A 20,512-nucleotide genomic window follows, 5' to 3' on the forward strand; every position below is an offset into this window, starting at 1 on the left:
GCTTAACAGGCGGCGTTAAGCGGGGGCCCCGCCTATACCGAAAGCGTTAAGCGGGGCCCCCGCCTTACAACCGGTCGGGGGCGAGGAGGCGGTCGCCGGTGAACGCGAGCAGCCAGCCGCCGCCCTTGGCGGTGGTGAAGTCGTCGGCGCGGCCGGTGAGCCGTTCCAGCGCGCCCGGGATCACCTTGCCCTGGCTGCACACCGCCACCGGCTCGGCGGCGTCGGCCAACGCGGCCAGCCGCGCCGCGGCGGCAAGCGCGCACTCCGCGGCCTGCTGGCCCGGCTTCGGCTCGTCCAGGTCGCCGCAGACCTCGATCGGCAGGTCCAGCCGGGCCGCCGCCGGATCCAGCGTCTGCACGCACCGGCGGGCCGAGGCGGAGAGCAGGCGCACCGGGCGGACCAGGGCCACCAACGGGACCAGCGCCCGGGCCTGCGCCCAGCCCTCGGCGTCCAGCGGCCGGCCGTCGTCCGGACCGGACCAGGTGCCCCGCTTGCCGGCGTGCGCGTGCCGGACCAGCAGCACCGTGGCGGTGACCGGCGGCAGCGCCGCGTACGCGCCGATCACCTCGGCGTCGTGCGGGTAGCTGACCCGGCGGGCCGCCACGTCGACCGGTAACCAGGCCACCTCGTCCACCTCGGTGCCGGGCTGGAAGCCGCCGCTGCCGACGGCCCGCATCGACCACCAGTCGACCGCCTTGGCGCGGCCCTCGCTGCGGTAGCGGACGGTGGGCAGCCGCACCTGCGGCACCGCCCGGACGTCGGTCTCCTCCGCCACCTCCCGCACGGCGGCCACCAGCGGGTGCTCGCCGGCGTCCAACTTGCCCTTGGGCAGTGACCAGTCGCCGTACCGGGGACGGTGCACCAGGCAGATCTCGACGCCGGTGGGGCCCGGGCGCCACACGACGCCGCCCGCCGCCCGGATCCGCACCGGCTCGTCATCGCTCATCGGATCACCGTAAGCCGTCCGAACCGCTCAGTCCGCCCGCCCGCCGACGCGGCGCAACAGCAGGTCCTGGAGGTGGGTCAGCGGCTCGGCGCCGGTACGCCGGCTCCAGGTGCCGTCCGCGGCCAGCTCGAACGTGTCCACGTCGGGGTCGAACGCGGCGGTGAGCACGTGGTCCAGCTCGGCCCGGGCCACCGGGTCGCTCACCTGCACCAGCGCCTCCACCCGGCGGTCCAGGTTGCGGTGCATCAGGTCGGCCGAGCCCATCCAGAACTCCGCGTCGCCGCTGTTGCCGAACCGGAAGATGCGCGAGTGCTCCAGGAACCGCCCGAGGATGGAGCGGACCCGGATGTTCTCCGACAGCCCGGGCACGCCCGGGCGCAGCGTGCACATGCCCCGGATCAGCAGGTCCACGTGCACGCCGGCCCGGGACGCCCGGTAGAGCGCGTCGATGATCTCCTCGTCGACGAGCGCGTTCACCTTGAACTGCACCAGGCCCGGCATGCCCAGCCGGACGTGCTCGATCTCGCGGTCGATGCGTTCGATCAGGCCGCTGCGGATGCCCTGCGGCGCGACCAGCAGCCGCCGGAAGGCGGTCTGCCGGCTGTAGCCGGTGAGCACGTTGAACAGGTCGGTGAGGTCGGCCCCGATCTCCGGGTCGGCGGTGAGCATGCCGAAGTCCTCGTAGAGCCGGGCGGTCTTCGGGTGGTAGTTGCCGGTGCCGATGTGGCAGTAGCGCCGGATCTGGTTGCCCTCCTGCCGCACCACGAGCGCGGTCTTGCAGTGCGTCTTCAGACCCACCAGGCCGTAGACCACGTGGCAGCCGGCCCGCTCCAGCGTGCGCGCCCACCCGATGTTGGCGACCTCGTCGAAGCGCGCCTTCAACTCGACGAGCACCACCACCTGTTTGCCGGCGGCGGCGGCGTCGACGAGCGCGTCCACGATCGGGGAGTCGCCGCTGGTGCGGTAGAGCGTCTGCTTGATGGCGAGCACGTTCGGGTCGCCCGCGGCCTGCTCGACGAAGCGCTGCACGCTCGTCGCGAACGAGTGGTAGGGGTGGTGCACGAGCACGTCGCCGTCGCGCAGGGTGGCGAAGACGCTGCGCGGCACCTCCCCCTCGGCCAGGCGGGGGTGGGTGGCGGGCACGAACGGCAGGTCCTTCAGGTCGGGGCGGTCGGCCTCGCCGTACACCTGCCAGAGCGCGGAGAGGTCGAGCAGGCCGCGGACCCGCAGCACGTCGTGGTCGTCCACGTCCAGCTCGCGGACGAGCAGCTCCAGCATGTGGTCGGAGATGGAGGCGGCCACCTCCAGCCGCACCGGCGGGCCGAACCGGCGTCGGGCCAGCTCCCGTTCGAGGGCCTGGAGCAGGTCCTCGTCACGGTCCTCGTCGACCTCCACCTCGGCGTTGCGGGTGACCCGGAACAGGTGGCACTCGACCACCTGCATGCCGGAGAAGAGTTGGCCGAGGTGGACCGAGATGAGGTCCTCCACGGGCAGGAACCGGACGCCGGGCCGGTCCCGGGCGACCCGGACGAACCGGGGCACGTTGTTCGGCACCTTGACCCGGGCGAACAGCTCCGAGCCGCCGTCCGGGTCGCGCACCGACACGGCCAGGTTCAGCGACCGGCCGGAGATGTAGGGGAAGGGGTGCGCCGGGTCGACCGCGAGCGGGGTGAGCACCGGGAAGATGTGTTCCCGGAACCAGGTGCGCAGCCGTTCCCGCTCGGCGTCGTCCAGGTCGCTCCAGCGCAGGATGCGCACGTCTTCCTCGGCGAGCTTGGGCAGCACGTCGTCGACGAAGCAGGCGGCGTGCCGGGTGACCAGGTCGGCCGCCTTCTCGGTGATCAGTTCGAGCTGGGTGCGCAGCGGCAGCCGGTCGCCACCGCGCACCGGCAGGCCGGCGGAGAGCCGTCGCTTCAGCCCGGCCACCCGGACCATGTAGAACTCGTCCAGGTTGCCGGCGAAGATGGCCAGGAACTTGGCCCGCTCCAGCAGCGGCGTCCGCGGGTCCTCGGCGAGCGCCAGCACCCGCGCGTTGAAGTCGAGCCAGGACAGCTCCCGGTTGAGGAAACGGTCCTCCGGCAGTGGCTCCGTGGGCGGTGGCCCGGCGTCCGGGCCGGGCCCCTCGACCGGGTCGAGGGGGTCGTCCAGCCCGCTGGCGCCGGTGGCCTCCGGGTCGGTGTCGAGGCGTTCCTCGGGCGGGCGGGTGGGGCGGAATCGCCCGTCCGGGCCGCGGGTGGGGCGGCCGTTGCGGGGCGCGTCGGGGTCGAGAAGGGGCGGCGGTGGACCGGCGGGCTCGCGAGGGGTGCTCACCTCTTCATGATTCCCCGACGAGGGTGAACAGAAAATGAACTCCGCCCAGGTTTGTCAGGCCATCGTCGGCAAGGTCACCCGGATGATCTCGCCGGTGGCGTCCCGCTCCACCCGCACCCGCTGCCCGAGCCGCAGCAGGCGCAGCCCGGAGGCGTCGAAGGCGCGGGCCGGGAAGGCCAGCTCGGTCCCGTCGTCGAGCAGCAGCACCCCGCTGCGGGTCGACCCGTCGAAGGTGGCCACCGTGCCCTGCATGCCAGCACCGTACCGGACCGGGACGCCACGCCGGGCCAGCAGCGCGCCGGTGCGCGGACCCACCCCGAGCCCGGCGGCGGTGGCCAGGTCGGCGGCGGTGTCCACGTCCCGGCGCAGGCCGGGCCAGTCGCCGGTCAGCGGCAGCGCCCCGCTCGCCGCGTGCGCGTCGGCCGAACCGGGCCCGAACTCCGGCGCCAGCGGCACCCCGGCCGGCGCGGCCAGCAACACGGTGCCGCCGCCCGGGGCGTCGGCCACGAACCCGCGTACCCCCTCGGCCGCGCGCAGCGCCGCGGCCAGCTCGGCCGGGCGCAGCGCGGGCAGGTCCGCGGTGACGCCGGCCACCGCGGCGCGCGGCCCGGCCACCTCCGCGCCGTGCCGGAAGGCCGCGTTGAGCCCGGCCGCCGGGTCGGCCGCGACCCGGGCGCCCGCCGCGGTCACCGCCGCGGTCACCCGCGGGTCGTCGGTGACCACGAGCACCCGACCGACCGCCGGACACGCGAGCGCCGCGCCGACCGTGTCGGCCGCCAGGGCCAGCGCCAGATCCTCGTGGGGTACGCCGGGCAGCGCGCCCCGCAGGCGGCTCTTCGCCGCCCCGAGGCGCTTCACCGGCATCACCACGGTCCAGCTCGGCTCAGGCACGGTGACCATCCTGCCAGCGCGGGCGGTGGCACCCGCACTGGCCGGACCGGGGGCGAGCAGGCATGATTCTCACCCGGGGCGCGTGGGGCGGAACGAGGAGGCAGGGTGGCACCGCGGAGGCTGGGATTCTGGCCACGGTTCGCCGTGGTGCTGGTGAAGCCGGTGTTGACCGTCTGGACCCGGCGCACCTGGCGGGGCATGGAGCACCTGCGGCGCGACGGGGGCGTCATCATCGTGCCCAACCACATCTCGCACGCCGACCCGCTGGTCTCCGCGCACTTCATCCACGACGCGGGGCGCTGGCCGCAGTTCCTCGGCAAGGCGAGCGTGTTCCGGGTGCCGGTGGTCGGCTGGATCCTGCACCGGTGCAGGCAGATCCCGGTCGAGCGGGGCAGCGTCGAGGCGGTCAAGTCGCTCGACAAGCTGATCGCCGCGCTGGACGAGGGAGGCGCCGTGGTGATCTATCCGGAGGGGACCACCACCCGGGAGCCGGACCTGTGGCCGATGCGGGGCAAGACCGGCGCGGCCCGGCTGGCGCTGGCCACCGGCGCCCCGGTGATCCCGGTGGCCATGGTCGGCCCGGAGCGGATGTTCGACCCCCGTACGGCCCGGATCGGGCTGCGCCCGCGTATCCCGGTGACGGTGGTCGCCGGGCCGCCTGTCGACCTGGGCCGGTGGGCGGGCGCCACGCCGACCCGGGCGATCCTGGAGGAGATGACGGACACCATCATGCTGCGGATCCGGGACCTGGTCGCGGAGATCCGCGGCGGCACGCCACCGCCGCTCTGGCAGCGGCCCGCCCGCACCGGCACGCCGGAGGTGTCCGAATGAGCGGGCACGTCGCGGTGCTGGGCGCGGGGTCCTGGGGGACCGCGTTCGCCAAGATCCTCGCCGACGCCGGGCGGGACGTGACCGTGCTGGCCCGCCGCGCCGCCGTCGCGGAGGCGATCCGGACCGGGCGGCACAACCCGGAGTACCTGCCGGACGTGCGCCTGCCCGAGCGGGTCACCGCCACCGGCGACGCCGCCGAGGCGATCGAGGGGGCCGAGGTGGTGGTGCTCTCGGTGCCCTCGCAGACGCTGCGCGGCAACCTCGCCGAGTGGACCCCCCACCTGGCTCCCGACGCCACGCTCGTGTCCCTGATGAAGGGCATCGAGCTGGGCACCACCAAGCGGATGAGCCAGGTGATCACGGAGACGGCCGGGGTGCCGGCCGACCGGGTGGTCGTCGTCTCCGGGCCCAACCTGGCCCCCGAGATCGCCGCCGAACAGCCGGCCGCCACCGTGGTCGCCGGCACCGACAGCCGGCGTACGGCGCTGGTCCAGGCGTCGATCCGGACGCCCTACTTCCGCCCGTACACCAACGACGACGTGATCGGCTGCGAGCTGGGTGGGGCGGTGAAGAACGTGATCGCGCTGTCGTACGGCATCGCCACCGCGATGGGCTTCGGCCACAACACCCGGGCCATGCTGATGACCCGCGGCCTGGCCGAGACCGCCCGCCTGGGGGTGGCGCTCGGCGCCGACCCGATCACCTTCGCCGGGCTGGCCGGGATGGGCGACCTGGTCGCCTCCTGCTCCTCGCCGCTGGCCCGCAACCGCACCTTCGGTGAGCACCTCGGCCGGGGCGAGACGCTGGAGCAGGCCCAGGCGGCCACCCGGCAGACCGCCGAGGGTGTGAAGAGCTGCCTGGCCATCCGGGACCTGGCCCGGGCGCACGGGGTGGAGATGCCGATCACCGAGCAGATCGAGCGGATCTGCCACGAGGGGATGGACCCGCGCCTGGCCGTGGACACGCTGATGAGCCGCACCGCCAAGCCGGAGTCGTACGAGTGAGCGCCGACTGGGGGGACGGCACCCGCAGCGTGCACGCCGGGCTACCCGCGCCCGCGCCCGGTCAGCCGTTCCTGCCCGGCCCGGTCTTCGCCGCTCCCTACCACCTGGACCCGTGGCGCGGACCGGCGGCGGCCCCCGACGGGTACGGGCGGCCGGACAATCCGACCCGCCGGCTCCTGGAGGCGGCGATCGGCGAACTGGAGGGCGGTGACTGCCGGGTCTTCGCCAGCGGCCAGGCGGCCATCACCGGGCTGCTGCTGACCGTGCTGCGTCCCGGTGACACCGTGCTGCTCCCCGCCGACGGCTACTTCCCGGTGCGGGCGTTCGCCACCGACACGCTCGAGCGCGTCGGGGTGCGCGTCGGCTTCGTGCCGACCGCCGGGCCGTACCCGTCGTTCGACGGGGTCCGGCTGGTGCTGCTGGAGACGCCGGCGAACCCCGGGCTCGACGTCGCCGACGTGCCGGCGCTGGCCACGGCGGCACACGCCGCGGGCGCGCTGCTGGCGGTCGACAACACCACCGCGACGCCGCTCGGGCAGCGTCCGCTGGACCTCGGCGCGGACGTGGTGGTCGCGTCCGGCACCAAGGCGCTCACCGGCCACTCCGACCTGCTGCTCGGCTACGTGGCGACGCGCGAGGTCGCGCTGCGCGACGCGGTGACCGCCTGGCGGACCACCACCGGTGGGGTGCCCGGCGCGTTCGACTGCTGGCTGGCCCACCGCTCGCTGGCCACCGTCGACCTGCGGCTGGCCCGGCAGAGCGCCAACGCGGAGGCGCTGGCCGGGTTGCTCGCCGGACGGCCGGACGTCACCGGCCTGCGCTGGCCGGGGCGGCCGGCGGACCCGGCGTACCCGGTGGCGTCGGCGCAGATGCGGCGGATGCCCGGCGTGCTCTCCTTCGACCTGGGCGACGCCGACCGGGTCGCCCGCTTCCTCGACGGGTCCCGCCTGGTGGCCGCCGCCACCTCCTTCGGCGGGCTGCACACCACGGCCGACCGGCGGGCCCAGTGGGGCGACGACACCCCGCCCGGGTTCGTCCGGCTCTCCTGCGGCATCGAGGACAGCGCCGACCTGGTCGCCGACGTGGCCGCGGCGCTCGACGCCGCCACGGGCTGACGGCGGCCCGCGCGCTCCGCTATCGTGACGGGCAGCCACGGCCCGTGCGGCCCCGACGCGAGGAGGTGAGTCCGATCCACAAGCAGAGGACCGGCGCTCCCTCCGAGTCCGTGTCGCCCCAGGGCTGAGGCGACGCCGGGGGCGCCGACGAGCGTTCCCCGAAAGGCTTGCCATGGCATCCACCGTGTTCACCCCCGACCGTCCCACCCTCGTCCGCCGGCTGCGCGCCGCCGGTTGCGTCTTCGCCGAGGACGAGGCGGACCTGCTGATCGCCGCCGCCGACTCGGCGCGGGCACTGACCCGGCTCGTCGAGCGCCGCGTCGCCGGCCTGCCGTTGGAACACCTGCTCGGCTGGGCCGAGTTCTGCGGACGGCGGGTCGCCGTCGATCCCGGTGTCTTCGTCCCGCGCGGGCGTACCGCGCTGCTCGTCGACGCCGCGGCGGCGGTCGCCGGGCCGACGCCGGCGGTGCTCGACCTGTGCTGCGGGTCCGGCGCCGCCGCGCTGGTGCTGCACGAGCGGCTGGCGCCCCGCTGGCTGGCCGCCGCCGACATCGACCCGCTGGCGGTGGCCTGCGCCCGGCGCAACCTCGACCCGCTGGGCGTGCCGGTCTACCAGGGCGACCTGTTCGACGCGGTGCCGGCCGACCGGCGTGGCCGGCTGGACCTGGTGGTGGCGAACGCCCCGTACGTGCCGAGCGGCGCGCTGGCGATGCTGCCGGCCGAGGCGCGGCTGCACGAGGCGCCGGTGGCGCTCGACGGCGGCGCGGACGGGCTGGCGGTGCTGCGTCGGGTGGCTGCCGGCGCGGCCGAGTGGCTGACCCCGGGCGGGCACCTCGCGGTCGAGGTGAGCGTCGAGCAGGCGCCGACGCTCTGCGCGGTGCTCCGCGCCGCGGGGCTCGATCCGACCGTGGTGCGCGACGAGGAGCGGGAGGCCACCGCCGTGACCGCGTGTCGTCCCGGCTGATCTCCGCGTGGCGGGTGGACCCGGCGGGAACTAACCTCAGGTCAGGCTCGGCGGGGAGGTGACGGCGGTGGGCAACGCAGGGGTGCCGGTGGTGGTGGGGCTGGACAACGGCGGCACGAGCAACAACGCCACCGTGCTGACCGTCGACGGCCGGTTCCTGGTGGACGGGCTGCTGGAGATCCCGAGCGAGGTCGGCGCCGGCCCGGAGGCGGCGATCGAGGCGCTCGCGCGGGCGTTCGACGGCGTGCTGGCACACACCGGGGTGCCCCGGGAGCTGGTGCACGCGGTCGGCCTGGACACGCCCGGCCCGGCGAGCGCCACCGGGGTGATCTCCTCGCGCGGGTCGACCAACTTCGCCCAGCCGGCCTGGCGGGGCTTCGACGTGCGCGGCGCGTTGGAGCGGCGGCTCGGCCTGCCGGTGGTGTACGCCAACGACGGCAACGCCGCCGCCCTCTACGCCCACCACGTGCACTTCGGCGTGGCCGCGAAGACCCGCTCGTCGGTGTCCGCGATCGTCGGCACCGGCCTGGGCGGGGGCGTGGTGGAGAGCGGCCGGGTGGTCGGCGGCGCGGCCGGCATGGCGGGGGAGTTCGGGCACGTGCACATCCCGCTGGACGGGCTGCTCGAACCGGGGCAGCCGGTGCCGGTCTGTGCCTGTGGCTTCGCCGGTGACGCGGAGAGCGTCGCCTCGCTCACCGCCATCCGGCGCAACCTGTTGCCGTACTGGCTGTCCCGGTATCCCGATCACCCGCTGGCGGCGGAGGAGCCCGCCCGGGCCGCGAAGCTGCTGCGTGACCACGGCGAGCGGGGCGACCCGCTGGCCCGCCAGGTGTTCGGCCAGCAGGCCCGGGCGCTGGGGCGGCTGTTCACCATCGCGGCCAACTTCACCGACCCGCACGCGTACTTCGTCGGCGGGGGCGTGGTGGAGGCGGCGTCGGAGTTCCGCGACTGGTTCCTCGCCGCCGTCGCGGAGCACACCGTGCTCCGCGACGAGCAGCGTGCGCTCGCCACCTTCGCCCTGGTCCCCGACCGGGACATGGCTGGCGCCCGTGGCGTCGCCATCGCCGCCCTCGACCGGATGAAAGGCGGGGCCCCCGCTTAACGCCTTTGGTAGAGGCGGGGCCCCCGCTTAACGCCTTTGGTAGAGGCGGGGGCCCCGCTTAACACGCCCCGAGCGCGCCGAGCGTCGCGGTCAGGCGCGTGGGGGCGCGGCGGTGAAGGCGCTCCAGGCGGCCGGTGGGAACTCCAGCACCGGGCCGGCCGGGTCCTTGGAGTCGCGAACCGCGACCGACTCGGGTAGCGGCGCCATCTCGACGCAGGCGCCCTCGTCACCGCTGTGGCTGCTCTTGCGCCAGCCGGCCGCCGTCGGGTGGGGGCGGTTCGAGTCGTTCATGCGGTTACCTCTCGTTCAGCAGACGGAGGAGCTGGTCCCGACTGGCCGCCGGGCTCAGCGCCACGGTCCGCAGGTGCTCCATGATCTTGGTGCAGGTACGCAGGTCGCCCGGCCGGTCCAGGATCATCTGCCCGGCGACGGTCTCCACCGAGGCGATGATCGGGTCCTCGGGGTCGGCGAACTCCAGGATGTGCAGCGATCCCCGGGTGCCCCGGTGGTAGCCGGCGGCCAGCGGGATCACCTGGACGGTGATGTTCGGCAGCTCGGTCATCTTCAGCAGGTGGTGGAGCTGGTCGGCCATCACCGGGTGGCTGCCGACCGGGCGCAGCAACGCGCCCTCGTCGATGATGGCGTCGAGGATCGGCGGGTCCTCGCCGGAGATCCGTTGCTGGCGGTCCAGCCGGAGCTGGACACGTTGTTCCACCTGCTCGTCGCTGAGCGTGTGGGGGCCGCCGCGCATCACCCCGCGGATGTAGTCGGCGGTCTGCAACAGGCCCGGCACCACCGACGGCTCGAAGTTCGCGATGCCGGTGGCCTCGGCCTCCAGCGCGATGAAATCGATGGTGCGCCGGTCCAGCAGGTACGAGTAGGAGACCCACCAGCCGGGCTGGCGGGCGTCCTTGGCCAGTTGCACGGCCGCGGCGATCTCGTCGGGCTCCACGCCGTAGCAGGTGAGTAACGCGCGGACGGTGGCCGGACTGACCAGCGTCTGGGCGTTCTCGTAGCGGGACAGCGTGCTCCGGGTGCTGTTGATCTCGTTGGCTGCGGTCTCCAGGGTGAGGCCGGCGGTCTCACGGTGGGTTCGCAGGAGGATGCCGAGCCGTCGGGCCCGGGCGGTCTTCGGCGCCATGTATCGATGGTCGCACATCTGCTGGGAAATTGGGCATGAGAGAAAGCCGATGAGAGTTGCATTCACGGCTGTCCACCTGTCAATCTGTGACGGCATCCTCACCACCGGTTGTCGTGGCGACGGTGGTGGTGAGCGATCGGAGGGGATGGGGTGCGCGACGATCGGGTTTTACTCCCCCACGACCCGATCGTCGCGTGCCCGCACCGCCGAGACGGGGAGGAGTTCGCGATGACGGTGACGGCCCGCCCGGGGGACGGGGGTGGCCGGGAATGACGCCGACCCGGTTCCTCGTGGTCCTCACCGACGTGCGTCCGGCGAGCGGTCGTGCGCGTGACGAACGCACCAGCCCGGAACGCCGCCGGCAGGTCGTGGGCGCGAGCAGCCGGGAGGCGGCCGACCGGATCGCCGGCGCGTTCATGGCGCTGGGCATGGTGCGGGCCGGTCGGCAGCGGGTCAAGGTCATCGCGGTCGGTCGCCGGCTCCGGCATCCGGCCACCTGAACCACACCGGGCCCGGCCCTGGAACACGCGGCGACCAGGGTCGGGGAGAGCCGGGCGGCCGGTGGCAGGTCCCGCCACCGGCCGCCCGCGCTGGTTCGCGCATGTCGCGCCGTTACTCCCCGTATACGGCATCTTGACCGTTTGCCACGTGCCGCCGTGTCTCGCCGGGTATCAGCCACCGGCTCCGACGACGCACAGTAAGGTCAACCGGGTGAGCGCCACCGGCGAGCACGGCCAGCCGCAGCCGCGAACGATGAGGTGACCATGACCACCCCAGGCAAGACCCGTGTGGCGATCGTCTTCGGCGGCCGCAGCCCCGAGCACGGCATCTCCTGCGTCAGCGCCGGCAGCGTGCTGGCCGCCCTCGACCCGGACGAGTACGAGGTCGTCCCGGTCGGCATCACCCGGAAGGGCCAGTGGGTGCTCGCCGACGGCGACCCGGCCCGACTCGCCATCGCCGACCGCAGCCTGCCCGAGATCACCGCCGGCTCCGGCGCCGAACTCGTGCTGCGCGCCGACCCGGCCGTCGGCGGCCTGATGGTGCTCGACCCGGCTCAGGGCCCGGTGGCCCTGGCCGACGTGGACGTGGTCTTCCCGGTGCTGCACGGCGCGTACGGCGAGGACGGCACGATCCAGGGCATGCTGGAGATGGCGGACATCCCCTACGTCGGGGCGAACGTGTTCGCGTCGGCCGCCGCCATGGACAAGGAGTTCACCAAGAAGCTCTGCGCGGCCGAGGGCATCCCGGTCGGCCCGTACGCGGTGCTGCGCGCCGGGATGTCGCTGAGTGAGGAGGACAAGGCGCGTCTCGGGCTGCCGGTCTTCGTCAAGCCCTCCCGGGCCGGCTCCTCGTTCGGCATCACCAAGGTCGACGACTGGGCGCACCTCGACGCCGCGCTCGCCGCCGCCCGGGAGATCGACAGCAAGGTGCTCGTCGAGGGCGCCGTGGTCGGCCGCGAGATCGAGTGCGGCGTGCTGGAGGGCGAGGCCGGCGGCGCGCCCGAGTCCTCGGTGCTCGCCGAGGTGCGGATGATCGGTGACCGCGACTGGTACGACTTCGAGGCCAAGTACATCTTCGCCGACGAGGTCTGCGAGTACGACGTCCCGGCGGACCTGCCCGAGGCGGTGACCCGGCAGGTGCGCGACTACGCCGCCCGGGCCTTCACCGCGCTCGACTGCTCCGGCCTGGCCCGGGTCGACTTCTTCGTCACCCCGGAGCTGGACGTCGTTCTCAACGAGATCAACACGATGCCGGGCTTCACCCCGACGTCGATGTTCCCGCGCATGTGGGCGGCGAGCGGGCTGGAATACCCGAAGCTCGTGAACCGCCTCATCCGGACCGCCCTGCACCGCCGCGCCGGCCGCTGACGGCCGGCGCGGGCGTCAGGCGGAGCAGCCCGAGGGGGCCGTCTTCGCCGAGGGAACCGCGCTGACGATCGCGTCGGAGATCGGGGCCACCCACTGCAACGGCTGCTCGTAGGTCTTCGGCACCCGCACCTGGACCGGGGTCTCCCGATCGACGGCGGTCAGCACCGTGGCGTCGGTCTCCTGCACCGGGTGCCAGCAGACCTTGTTGACGGTCCACACCTCGTCGGTGTCCGGGAAACACCCTGCGGGCAGGTCGCCGCCGGCCGTGGGCGACGGGCAGGGCTTGACCGGCGCGGTGCCACCGCAGGCCACGGTGAGCGCCGGGTCGCCGTACGCCGCGTTCTGCTCCGGGCCCGCGGTCACCGGGCGCTGCCGCAGCTCACGCACGGTGTCGGGCAACTGCGACACCAGGGCGCGACAGAGGACGGCCGAGCGTTGGGCAAGCGCCGGGGCGGGCACCTCGACAGGTGTGCTGGACTGCGCCCGGGGGCTGGCCGACGCGCTCGACGTGGCGTCCGGGGACTCCGGGGCGAGCTTGGCGAACGTGAAGCCGGCCACCGCCACGGTCACCGGCACCGCCACCAGGGTGGCCCAGAGCGCGGCGCGGCGGGTGGCGTGGTCCCGGCGTGGGGTGGTCTCCGTCTGCTCCACTTACAGCCGCACCACCGAACACGTGAGGGTGCGGGTGATGCCGGGCACCATCTGCACCTTGCTGACGATGAGTTTGCCCAGCTCGTCGACCGTGTTCGCCTCGGTGAGCACGACCACGTCGTAGGGCCCGGTGACGGCGTCGACCCGCACCACGCCGGCAAGGTCCGCGATCAGACCGGCCACGTCGCGCGCCCGACCGACCTCGGTCTGGATGAGGATGTACGCCTGTACCACGACTCGACCTCCGTCCGTCGCCGCCTGGGGCGGCCCGAAGGGTGAAACTACCGTACCGAGCGGGGGTGATCCCTATCGGTCGCCTGGTGAACGCGGTGAGCGGGCACACGTCGGTGCGGGACAGGGGTGGGTCGTGCGGGATGACGGAGCGGGACGAGGGGACGGCATGACGGTCGCGGGTGTCGGGGAGTTCGGGCTGATCGACCGGGTCACCGCCCGGTTGTCGTACGGGGAGAGCTGCCTGCTCGGCCCCGGCGACGACGCCGCGCTGGTGGCGGCGCCGGACCGGCGGGTGGTTGCCTCCACCGACGTGCTGGTCGAGGGCCGGCACTTCCGGCGGGACTGGTCGGGCGCGCGGGACGTGGGGCATCGGGCCGCGGCGGCGAACCTCGCCGACGTGGCCGCCATGGGCGCCACCCCGACCGCGCTGCTGGTGGCGCTCTGCATGCCGGCCGAGCTGGACCCAACCTGGGCCGAGGAGCTGGCCGACGGGCTGGGCGCGGAGGCGGGTCTGGTCGGCGCGAGCGTGGTCGGTGGGGACATGTCGGCGAGCCCGACGCTCACCATCGCGGTGACCGCCCTCGGCGACCTGGGCGGCCGTCCACCGGTGGTCCGCTCCGGGGCGCGGCCGGGTGACGTGGTGGCGCTCGCCGGGCGTACCGGCTGGGCGGCGGCCGGCTACACGGTGCTGTCCCGGGGCTTCCGCACGCCCCGGCTGCTGGTCGAGGCGTTCCGCCGCCCGGAGGTGCCCTACGCCGCCGGGCCGTCGGCCGCCGAAGCCGGTGCCACCGCCATGATCGACGTGTCGGACGGGTTGCTCGCCGATCTCGGGCACGTGGCGGCGGCCAGCGGGGTCGCGATCGACCTGAGCCGGGACGCGTTCGAGGTGCCCCGGCAGATGCGCGACGCGGCGCAGGCGCTCGGCGCCGACCCGTACTCCTGGATCCTGGGCGGCGGCGACGACCACGCCCTGGCCGCGACGTTCCCGGCGGGCACGGCGTTGCCGGCGGGCTGGCGTCCGGTCGGGCGAGTGGCCGCGGGCGCCGGCGTCACCGTCGACGGCGCCGATTACGACGGCCCGCGCGGCTGGGATCACTTCCGCAAGGCGGAATGACCGGCTCGGCCGCGGGGCGGAATGACCGGCTCGGCCGCAAGGCGGAATGACCGGTTCGGCCGCGGGGCGGAATGACCGGCTCGGCCGCAAGGCGGAATGACCGGTTCGGCCGCAGGGCGGAATGACCGGCCCGGCTGCGGGCGGAATGACCGGCCCGGCTGCGGACGGGTGCCGGAACCGGTCGTAACCTGGCCTGGTGAGTGAGATCGAGATCCGGGAGCGGCCCTTCGACGCGCCCGAGTCGCAGACGTTGATCCGGGCGGCGCTGGCGGACCTCGGTGAGCGGTACGGCGGCAGCGGCGACGACACGCCCGTCGACCCGGCGGAGTTCGTCGCGCCGGTGGGCGTCTTCCTCGTCGCCTACGTCGACGGGCGGCCGGTGGGCTGCGGCGGCTGGCGCAGCCACGGCACGGACGGGGAGACGGCCGAGCTGAAGCGGATGTACACCGTGCCCGCCGTCCGGGGGCGGGGCGTGGCCCGGTCGGTGCTCGCGGCGGTCGAGCGGTCCGCCCGCGACGCCGGCCGCAAGCGGATCGTGCTGGAGTGCGGCGACAGGCAGCCCGAGGCGATCGCCATGTACACCTCGTCCGGCTACGAGCGGATCCCGAACTTCGGTTTCTACCAGGACGAGCCGGGCTGCCTGTCGTTCGGCCGTACCCTCTGACCGCCCGCGACGACCGCCCGCGACGACCGCCCGCGACTGGCGTCAGCCGACGGTGATGCGGATCTCTCCGGCGGCCCGGCGGGCGGCGACCGCCGCCTCGTCCGGCGTCGCGCCCCAGGCCATCAGGTGCCCGCTGCGGTGCGCCGAGGAGCGCATCTCGGGGACGGTCTGCCCGACTTTCGTGTCGACCCGCACGTCGAGCACGCCCGGCACCCGCAGCGCGTCGCGCCGGCCGTCCACCGCGGTCACCCGGCCGGGTGGGGCGACGAAGAACTCGATCGCCACCGCACCGGTCGGCCGGGTCGGCAGCGTCGGCCGCTCGCCGCGCAGCACCCGCAGGTACGCCTCGATGACGTCCCGCTCGTAGGCGATCGAGATGAGCGCGGTGATCATGTCGCCGGGCATCCGGGCGGCACACTCGACGAGCGTGGGCACGCCGCCGACCAGGATCCACTCGCTGTGCAGCATGCCGCTGCGGAAGCCGGCCGCCGTGGCGAGGCGGGTCGCCGCCGCCCGCAGCGCGTCGTGGTCGGACGGGGGTAGCGCGGACGGCACGGTGTGCCCGGTCTCCACCGGGTGCCGGCCGCCGGCGATCCGCTTGTCGGTCACGTTGGCGAAGAGCACGTCTCCGTCGGCGACCAGCAGCTCGACGCTGTGCTCGGAGCCGACGAGCAACTCCTCGACGAGCACGCCGGTGGGCAGGCCCCGATCGGTGGCCTCGGTGGGGGCCGGCGGGTCGGCGCTCGCCGCCCACCGGTCGGGCAACTCGCCCGGGTCGGTGATGAGCTGCACGCCGAGGCTGCCCGAGCGGCGGGTGGGTTTGAGGACGCACCGGCCGCCGTGCGCGCGGGCGAACCGGGCCGCCCGCGCCGGGTCGTCGACCAGCTCGTAGGCGGGGTTCGCCAGGCCGATCTCGTCGGCCAGCAGCCGCATCCGGTGCTTGTCCGAGAAGACGTCCGCGGCGGCCACCCCGGCGCCGGGCAGGCCGAGCCGGTCGGCCAGCCGGGCGGTGGCGCCCACCGCGTACTCCAGGCCGGGCAGGACCAGCCGGGCGGCGGTCAGGCCGGGTTCCCGGTTGAGCAGGGCGTCGACGTCGAGGCCGGTCTGGTATTCCGCCGCCACCAGCCGGCCGATCATGGGCAGGTCGTCGGCGAACCGGACCAGGTCGCGGCGACGGATCACGTCCGGTTCCTCGACCAGCACCACGCTTCCGGCCGGCAGTTTCTCGTCGAACCACCGCAGCGAACCGAGCGACGCGCCGACCACCACCAGTTGCTCGCGACCCAGATCGAGGTCCACCGGTCGTTCCTCCCCACGGCTCGCGCCAAGACCGGACGGCTGGCGCAGCAGCACCCTAACCGGCCCGGACCAGCGGGTCGCCGTACGGTTGGTCAGCCGTCGTCGCGGGTCGGACGGCGCGGAACGACAGCCAGAAGCCGCCCGGAGTCATCCGGGCGGCTTCTGGCGATGTCGCGGGGCGGGTCGTGATCGTGACCCGCGCGCCGGGTCAGGCGCGGACGACCTTGCCGGCCTTGATGCACGAGGTGCAGACCTGAAGCTTCTTGGTGGTGCCGCCACCGGCCGGGGTGCGCACCGACTGGATGTTCGGGTTCCAGCGGCGGTTGGTCTTCTTCTTGGACCAGGGCACGTTGTGGCCGAAGCCCGGCCCCTTGCCACAGACGTCGCACACGCTAGCCACGGGATACTCCTGGGATTGATACGTTCATGAGGTCGCCGGCAGGCGCTGCACGGACAACCTGGCCAGGTTACCCGATGCCGGGTGGCCCCGGCCAACCCGCCCCCGAGCGCGCCGGACCGGGCGCGTGTCGGTGTGCGCCAGTAGGCTTCCCGACGTGCTGGACACCCTCGACGCCGCCGCGGTGCGCCGCTGGTGCACGAGCGGGCTGGCCGCCCTCCAGCGGCACCAGGGCGAGATCGACGACCTCAACGTCTACCCGGTGCCGGACGGCGACACCGGCACCAACCTGGTGCTCACGCTCACCTCGGCCCAGCAGGCCCTCGCCATGGACCTGGAGACGCTGCCCGACGGCGGGCACACCCCGCACGGGCACGCGCTGCGGCTGATGGCCCAGGGCGCGCTGCTCGGCGCGCGGGGCAACTCCGGGGTGATCCTCTCGCAGATCCTTCGCGGCCTCGCCGACGCGCTGGCGCCCGTGCCGGTGGTCCGGGGCCGCCAGCTCGCCGACGCGCTGGCCGCCGCCACCACCGCCGCCTACGCCGCGGTCTCCCGGCCGGTCGAGGGCACACTGCTCAGCGTGGTCGCCGCGGCGGCCGGCGCGGCCCGGCGGGCGGACAGCGACGACCTGCCCGCGGTGGCCCGCGCCGCGGCCGTCGCGGCGACCCGGGCGCTGGCCCGCACCCGGGAGCAACTGCCCGAGCTGGCCCGCGCCGGCGTGGTCGACGCCGGCGGGCGCGGGCTCTGCCTGCTGCTCGACGCGCTGGTCGAGACGATCACCGGGGAGAGCCCCGGGCAGCCGGCGTCCGCGCCGCCCCCGCTCCGCCGGCCCGGGACGGCCGCGCGGGAGACCGGCTCCGAGGCGTACGCCTACGAGGTGCAATACCTGCTCGACGCCACCGACGAGGCGGTGGCGCGGCTGCGCGCCGAGTTGTCCGCGCTCGGTGACTCGCTGGTGGTCGTCGGCGACGGCTCCGGCACCTGGAACGTGCACGTGCACGTCAACGACGTCGGCGCCGCCGTCGAGGCGGGCGTGGTCGCCGGCCGGCCGCACCGGATCAGCGTGACCCGCTTCGCCGACCGGACCGCCCCGCCGCCGGCGGTGGCGCGGCCCGACGGCCGGGCCGCCGTGGTGGTGGCGACCGGCGCCGGCATCGCCGACCTGTTCGCCGCCGAGGGCGCCGTGGTGGTGCCGGCCAACCCGTCCACGGGTGAGTTGCTCGACGCGATCCGGGCCACCGGCGCGGCCCGGGTGGTGGTGCTGCCGAACGACCCGAACACGCAGTCGGTGGCGAGCGCGGCGGCGCGGGAGGCGCACGGCCTCGGCGTGAAGGTCAGCGTGGTGCCCACCCGCTCCCCGGTGCAGGCCCTCGCGGCGCTTGCCGTGCGCGACCCGGCGCGACGCTTCGAGGACGACGTGATCGCGATGGCGGAGGCCGCCGGCGCCTGCCGTTACGCCGAGGTCTGCCACGCCGGCCGGGAGGCGCTCACCGTCGCCGGTCCGTGCCGTCCGGGCGACGTGCTGGCCCTGGTGGAGGGCGAGGTGCACCTGATCGGGCAGGATCTGACCGACACCTGCACCGCCGTGGTCGACCGGATGCTCGGTGGCGGCGGTGAGCTGGTCACGCTGCTCTGCGGGGCGGACGCCCCGGCCGGGCTGGCCGACCGCGTCCGTGCCCATGTCGAGCGCTCCTGGCCGTTCGTCGAGGTGCAGGCGTACGAGGGCGGCCAGCCGCACTATCCGCTCCTGCTGGGGGTCGAATGACGAGCGAACCGGCCACCGTGGACACGCCGCTGACGAAGCTGGTGGGGGAGAAGACCGCCAAGGCGCTCGCCGCCCACCTCGACCTGCACACCGCCGGTGACCTGATCTACCACTTCCCGCGCCGCTACGACGAGCGCGGCGAGCACACCGACATCCGCTCGCTGGACGTGGGGGAGCAGGTCACCGTGCTGGCGCAGGTGCAGCGCACCGCGGTCCGGCCGATGCGCCAGCGGCGCGGTAACCTGCTGGAGGTCACCGTCGGCGACGGCTCCGGCGGCGTGCTCACCTGCACCTTCTTCGGCAACCAGGCGTGGCGGGAGCGGGAGCTGCGCCCGGGCCGGTGGGGGCTGTTCGCCGGCAAGGTGACCGAGTTCCGGGGCAAGCGGCAGCTCAACGGCCCGGAATACGTCCTGCTCGGCGAGGGCGGCGACGGCGAGGCGGCGGCCAACGAGGAGGTCGAGGAGTTCGCCGGCGCGCTGATCCCGGTCTACCCGGCCGCCGCCGCGGTGCCGACCTGGGTGATCGCCCGCTGCGTACGGGTGGTGCTCGACACGTTCACCCCGCCGGACGACCCGCTGCCGGCCACCGTGCGGGCCACCCGCAACCTGGCCGGCATCGACGTCGCGCTGCGGGAGATCCACCGGCCGTCCAGCAAGGAGGCGCTCTACCGGGCCCGCCGCCGGCTCAAGTGGGACGAGGCGTTCGCCGTGCAGCTCACCCTGGTGCAGCGTAAGCACCGGGCGGCGGCGTGGCCGGCACGGTCCCGGCCGGCGAAGGCGGGCGGCCTGCTGGACGCCTTCGACGCGCGGCTGCCGTACGAGTTGACCTCCGGCCAGCAGGCGGTCGGGCGGGAGATCGCCGCCGACCTGGCCACCGCGCACCCGATGCACCGGTTGTTGCAGGGCGAGGTGGGTTCCGGCAAGACGGTGGTGGCGTTGCGCGCCATGCTCCAGGTGGTCGACGCGGGCGGTCAGGCCGCGCTGCTGGCCCCGACCGAGGTGCTCGCCGCCCAGCACCACCGGGGCATCCTCGACCTGCTCGGTCCGCTCGGCCGGGCCGGTGAGCTGGGCGCCGCCGACGACGCCACCCGGGTGGAGCTGGTCACCGGGTCGCTCGGCGCGGCGGCCCGGCGGCGGGCCCTGGCCGAGGTGGCGGAGGGCCGGGCCGGCATCGTGCTCGGCACGCACGCCCTGCTCTACGAGGGGGTCGACTTCGCCGACCTGGGCCTGGTGGTGGTGGACGAGCAGCACCGGTTCGGTGTGGAGCAGCGGGACGCGCTGCGCGCCAAGGCCGACCAGCCGCCGCACGTGCTGGTGATGACCGCCACCCCGATCCCGCGTACGGTCGCGATGACCGTCTACGGCGACCTGGAGACGTCCACCCTGTCCCAGTTGCCGCAGGGCCGTTCGCCGATCGCCTCGCACGTGGTTCCGGCCGCCGAGAAGCCGGCCTTCCTGGACCGGGCCTGGCGCCGGTTGCGCGAGGAGGTCGCCAAGGGCCACCAGGCGTACGTGGTCTGTCCCCGGATCGGTGAAGGCCCGGTCTCCGACGAGGAGGCACCGCGGGAGGACGACAACGGTCGACGCCCGCCGCTGGCGGTGACCGAGGTGGCGCCGCTGCTCGCCGAGGGGCCGCTGCACGGGCTGCGGATCGGGGTGCTGCACGGTCGGCTGCCGGCCGACGAGAAGGACGCGGTGATGCGCGCGTACGCCGCCGGCGACCTGGACGTGCTCGTCGCGACCACGGTGGTCGAGGTGGGTGTCAACGTGCCGAACGCGACCGTGATGATCGTGCTGGACGCGGACCGGTTCGGCGTCTCCCAGTTGCACCAGTTGCGCGGCCGGGTGGGCCGTGGCTCGGCCGCCGGCCTCTGCCTGCTGGTCACCGAGGCGGCCGAGGGTTCGTCGGCCCGGGAGCGGCTGGACGCGGTGGCCTCCACCACCGACGGGTTCAAGCTGGCCGAACTCGACCTGGAGCAGCGTCGCGAGGGCGACGTGCTGGGCGCGACCCAGTCCGGCCGGCGGTCGCACCTCCGGCTGCTGTCGCTGCTGCGCGACACCGACCTGATCCGCGATGCCCGGGCCGAGGCGATCACGCTGGTCGAGGAGGATCCGGAGCTGGCCCGGCACCCGGCGTTGGCGGCGTCGGTCGCCGCGCTCGTCGACGCCGAGCGGGCCGAATACCTGGAGAAGGGCTGACCGCCAGCGCCTAGGCTC

General features: G+C 74.6%; 20 protein-coding genes and 1 pseudogene. 11 read left to right on the forward strand and 10 right to left on the reverse strand.

What is annotated here, in order from left to right:
* Positions 1-64 precede the first annotated feature (64 nt).
* The 4 genes and pseudogenes from O7619_RS10655 to cofC all read right to left on the reverse strand — a co-directional run.
* Positions 65-946, reverse strand: coding sequence for an NUDIX hydrolase (locus O7619_RS10655; RefSeq protein WP_282287329.1), 882 nt, complete (start codon positions 944-946; stop codon positions 65-67).
* Between the two features lie 27 nt (positions 947-973).
* Complete coding sequence (locus tag O7619_RS10660) at positions 974-3,256, reverse strand: RNA degradosome polyphosphate kinase (RefSeq protein ID WP_282287330.1); 2,283 nt, start codon at positions 3,254-3,256, stop codon at positions 974-976.
* A gap of 54 nt (positions 3,257-3,310) precedes the next feature.
* Entirely contained in the window at positions 3,311-3,508 is a 198-nt protein-coding gene (locus O7619_RS10665) for a cold-shock protein (RefSeq protein ID WP_282288759.1), read from the reverse strand.
* A gap of 36 nt (positions 3,509-3,544) precedes the next feature.
* Positions 3,545-4,156, reverse strand: a pseudogene (gene cofC, locus O7619_RS10670) (2-phospho-L-lactate guanylyltransferase); the annotation flags it as partial.
* Between the two features lie 96 nt (positions 4,157-4,252).
* Between cofC and O7619_RS10675 the strand changes: the two are divergent.
* The 5 genes from O7619_RS10675 (at position 4,253) to O7619_RS10695 (ending at position 9,163) form a co-directional block, all read left to right on the forward strand.
* Positions 4,253-4,978, forward strand: coding sequence for a lysophospholipid acyltransferase family protein (locus O7619_RS10675; RefSeq protein WP_282287331.1), 726 nt, complete (start codon positions 4,253-4,255; stop codon positions 4,976-4,978).
* A complete protein-coding gene (locus O7619_RS10680; protein ID WP_282287332.1) occupies positions 4,975-5,982 on the forward strand; it encodes an NAD(P)H-dependent glycerol-3-phosphate dehydrogenase in 1,008 nt (335 codons plus the stop codon). Before O7619_RS10675 ends, O7619_RS10680 begins: the two co-directional genes overlap by 4 nt.
* Positions 5,979-7,097, forward strand: a complete 1,119-nt coding sequence (locus O7619_RS10685; protein WP_282287333.1) for a cystathionine gamma-lyase — start codon at positions 5,979-5,981, stop codon at positions 7,095-7,097. The genes O7619_RS10680 and O7619_RS10685 overlap by 4 nt, the downstream gene beginning before the upstream one ends.
* Before the next feature lie 172 nt (positions 7,098-7,269).
* Complete coding sequence (locus O7619_RS10690; RefSeq protein WP_282287334.1) at positions 7,270-8,061, forward strand: putative protein N(5)-glutamine methyltransferase; 792 nt, start codon at positions 7,270-7,272, stop codon at positions 8,059-8,061.
* Between the two features lie 67 nt (positions 8,062-8,128).
* Positions 8,129-9,163 carry an ROK family protein gene (locus O7619_RS10695; RefSeq protein WP_282287335.1) on the forward strand — a complete coding sequence of 345 codons (1,035 nt, stop codon included), beginning with the start codon at positions 8,129-8,131 and terminating at the stop codon, positions 9,161-9,163.
* Positions 9,164-9,253: 90 nt separating this feature from the next.
* Here the strand turns inward: O7619_RS10695 and O7619_RS10700 are convergent, their stop codons facing one another.
* A complete protein-coding gene (locus O7619_RS10700; RefSeq protein WP_282287336.1) occupies positions 9,254-9,454 on the reverse strand; it encodes a DUF397 domain-containing protein in 201 nt (66 codons plus the stop codon).
* A gap of 4 nt (positions 9,455-9,458) precedes the next feature.
* Positions 9,459-10,304 carry a helix-turn-helix transcriptional regulator gene (locus O7619_RS10705; protein ID WP_282287337.1) on the reverse strand — a complete coding sequence of 282 codons (846 nt, stop codon included), beginning with the start codon at positions 10,302-10,304 and terminating at the stop codon, positions 9,459-9,461.
* 269 nt (positions 10,305-10,573) lie between these two features.
* On the opposite strand from O7619_RS10705, the gene O7619_RS10710 reads away from it, so the two are divergent.
* Both O7619_RS10710 and O7619_RS10715 read left to right on the forward strand, forming a co-directional pair.
* Positions 10,574-10,804 (forward strand): hypothetical protein, encoded by a 231-nt coding sequence (locus tag O7619_RS10710; RefSeq protein ID WP_282287338.1) that lies wholly within the window; start codon positions 10,574-10,576, stop codon positions 10,802-10,804.
* Between the two features lie 264 nt (positions 10,805-11,068).
* On the forward strand, positions 11,069-12,172 hold the full coding sequence (locus tag O7619_RS10715; RefSeq protein WP_282287340.1) for a D-alanine--D-alanine ligase family protein: 1,104 nt from the start codon (positions 11,069-11,071) through the stop codon (positions 12,170-12,172).
* A 15-nt stretch (positions 12,173-12,187) separates the two neighbouring features.
* On the opposite strand, the gene O7619_RS10720 is transcribed toward O7619_RS10715, so the two are convergent.
* Both O7619_RS10720 and O7619_RS10725 read right to left on the reverse strand, forming a co-directional pair.
* On the reverse strand, positions 12,188-12,823 hold the full coding sequence (locus O7619_RS10720) for a DUF3515 family protein (protein ID WP_282287342.1): 636 nt from the start codon (positions 12,821-12,823) through the stop codon (positions 12,188-12,190).
* Positions 12,824-13,057 (reverse strand): Lrp/AsnC ligand binding domain-containing protein, encoded by a 234-nt coding sequence (locus O7619_RS10725; protein ID WP_013284547.1) that lies wholly within the window; start codon positions 13,055-13,057, stop codon positions 12,824-12,826. It abuts the gene before it with no gap.
* A 166-nt stretch (positions 13,058-13,223) separates the two neighbouring features.
* On the opposite strand from O7619_RS10725, the gene O7619_RS10730 reads away from it, so the two are divergent.
* Together O7619_RS10730 and O7619_RS10735 are read left to right on the forward strand one after the other, a co-directional pair.
* The gene (locus tag O7619_RS10730) at positions 13,224-14,171 is read left to right on the forward strand and encodes a thiamine-phosphate kinase (RefSeq protein WP_282287343.1); all 948 of its coding nucleotides are present in this window, start codon (positions 13,224-13,226) and stop codon (positions 14,169-14,171) included.
* Between the two features lie 196 nt (positions 14,172-14,367).
* On the forward strand, positions 14,368-14,835 hold the full coding sequence (locus O7619_RS10735; RefSeq protein ID WP_282287344.1) for a GNAT family N-acetyltransferase: 468 nt from the start codon (positions 14,368-14,370) through the stop codon (positions 14,833-14,835).
* A 42-nt stretch (positions 14,836-14,877) separates the two neighbouring features.
* On the opposite strand, the gene O7619_RS10740 is transcribed toward O7619_RS10735, so the two are convergent.
* Both O7619_RS10740 and rpmB read right to left on the reverse strand, forming a co-directional pair.
* On the reverse strand, positions 14,878-16,134 hold the full coding sequence (locus O7619_RS10740) for an ATP-grasp domain-containing protein (protein ID WP_282287346.1): 1,257 nt from the start codon (positions 16,132-16,134) through the stop codon (positions 14,878-14,880).
* A 208-nt stretch (positions 16,135-16,342) separates the two neighbouring features.
* The gene (gene rpmB, locus O7619_RS10745) at positions 16,343-16,534 is read right to left on the reverse strand and encodes a 50S ribosomal protein L28 (protein ID WP_106316350.1); all 192 of its coding nucleotides are present in this window, start codon (positions 16,532-16,534) and stop codon (positions 16,343-16,345) included.
* A 154-nt stretch (positions 16,535-16,688) separates the two neighbouring features.
* Between rpmB and O7619_RS10750 the strand changes: the two genes are divergently transcribed.
* Positions 16,689-18,296 carry a DAK2 domain-containing protein gene (locus O7619_RS10750; protein ID WP_282287347.1) on the forward strand — a complete coding sequence of 536 codons (1,608 nt, stop codon included), beginning with the start codon at positions 16,689-16,691 and terminating at the stop codon, positions 18,294-18,296.
* Positions 18,293-20,494 carry an ATP-dependent DNA helicase RecG gene (recG, locus tag O7619_RS10755; protein WP_282287348.1) on the forward strand — a complete coding sequence of 734 codons (2,202 nt, stop codon included), beginning with the start codon at positions 18,293-18,295 and terminating at the stop codon, positions 20,492-20,494. Before O7619_RS10750 ends, recG begins: the two co-directional genes overlap by 4 nt.
* Positions 20,495-20,512: the final 18 nt, after the last annotated feature.

The sequence above is a fragment of the Micromonospora sp. WMMD998 genome, assembly GCF_029581235.1.
Lineage (GTDB): Bacteria > Actinomycetota > Actinomycetes > Mycobacteriales > Micromonosporaceae > Micromonospora.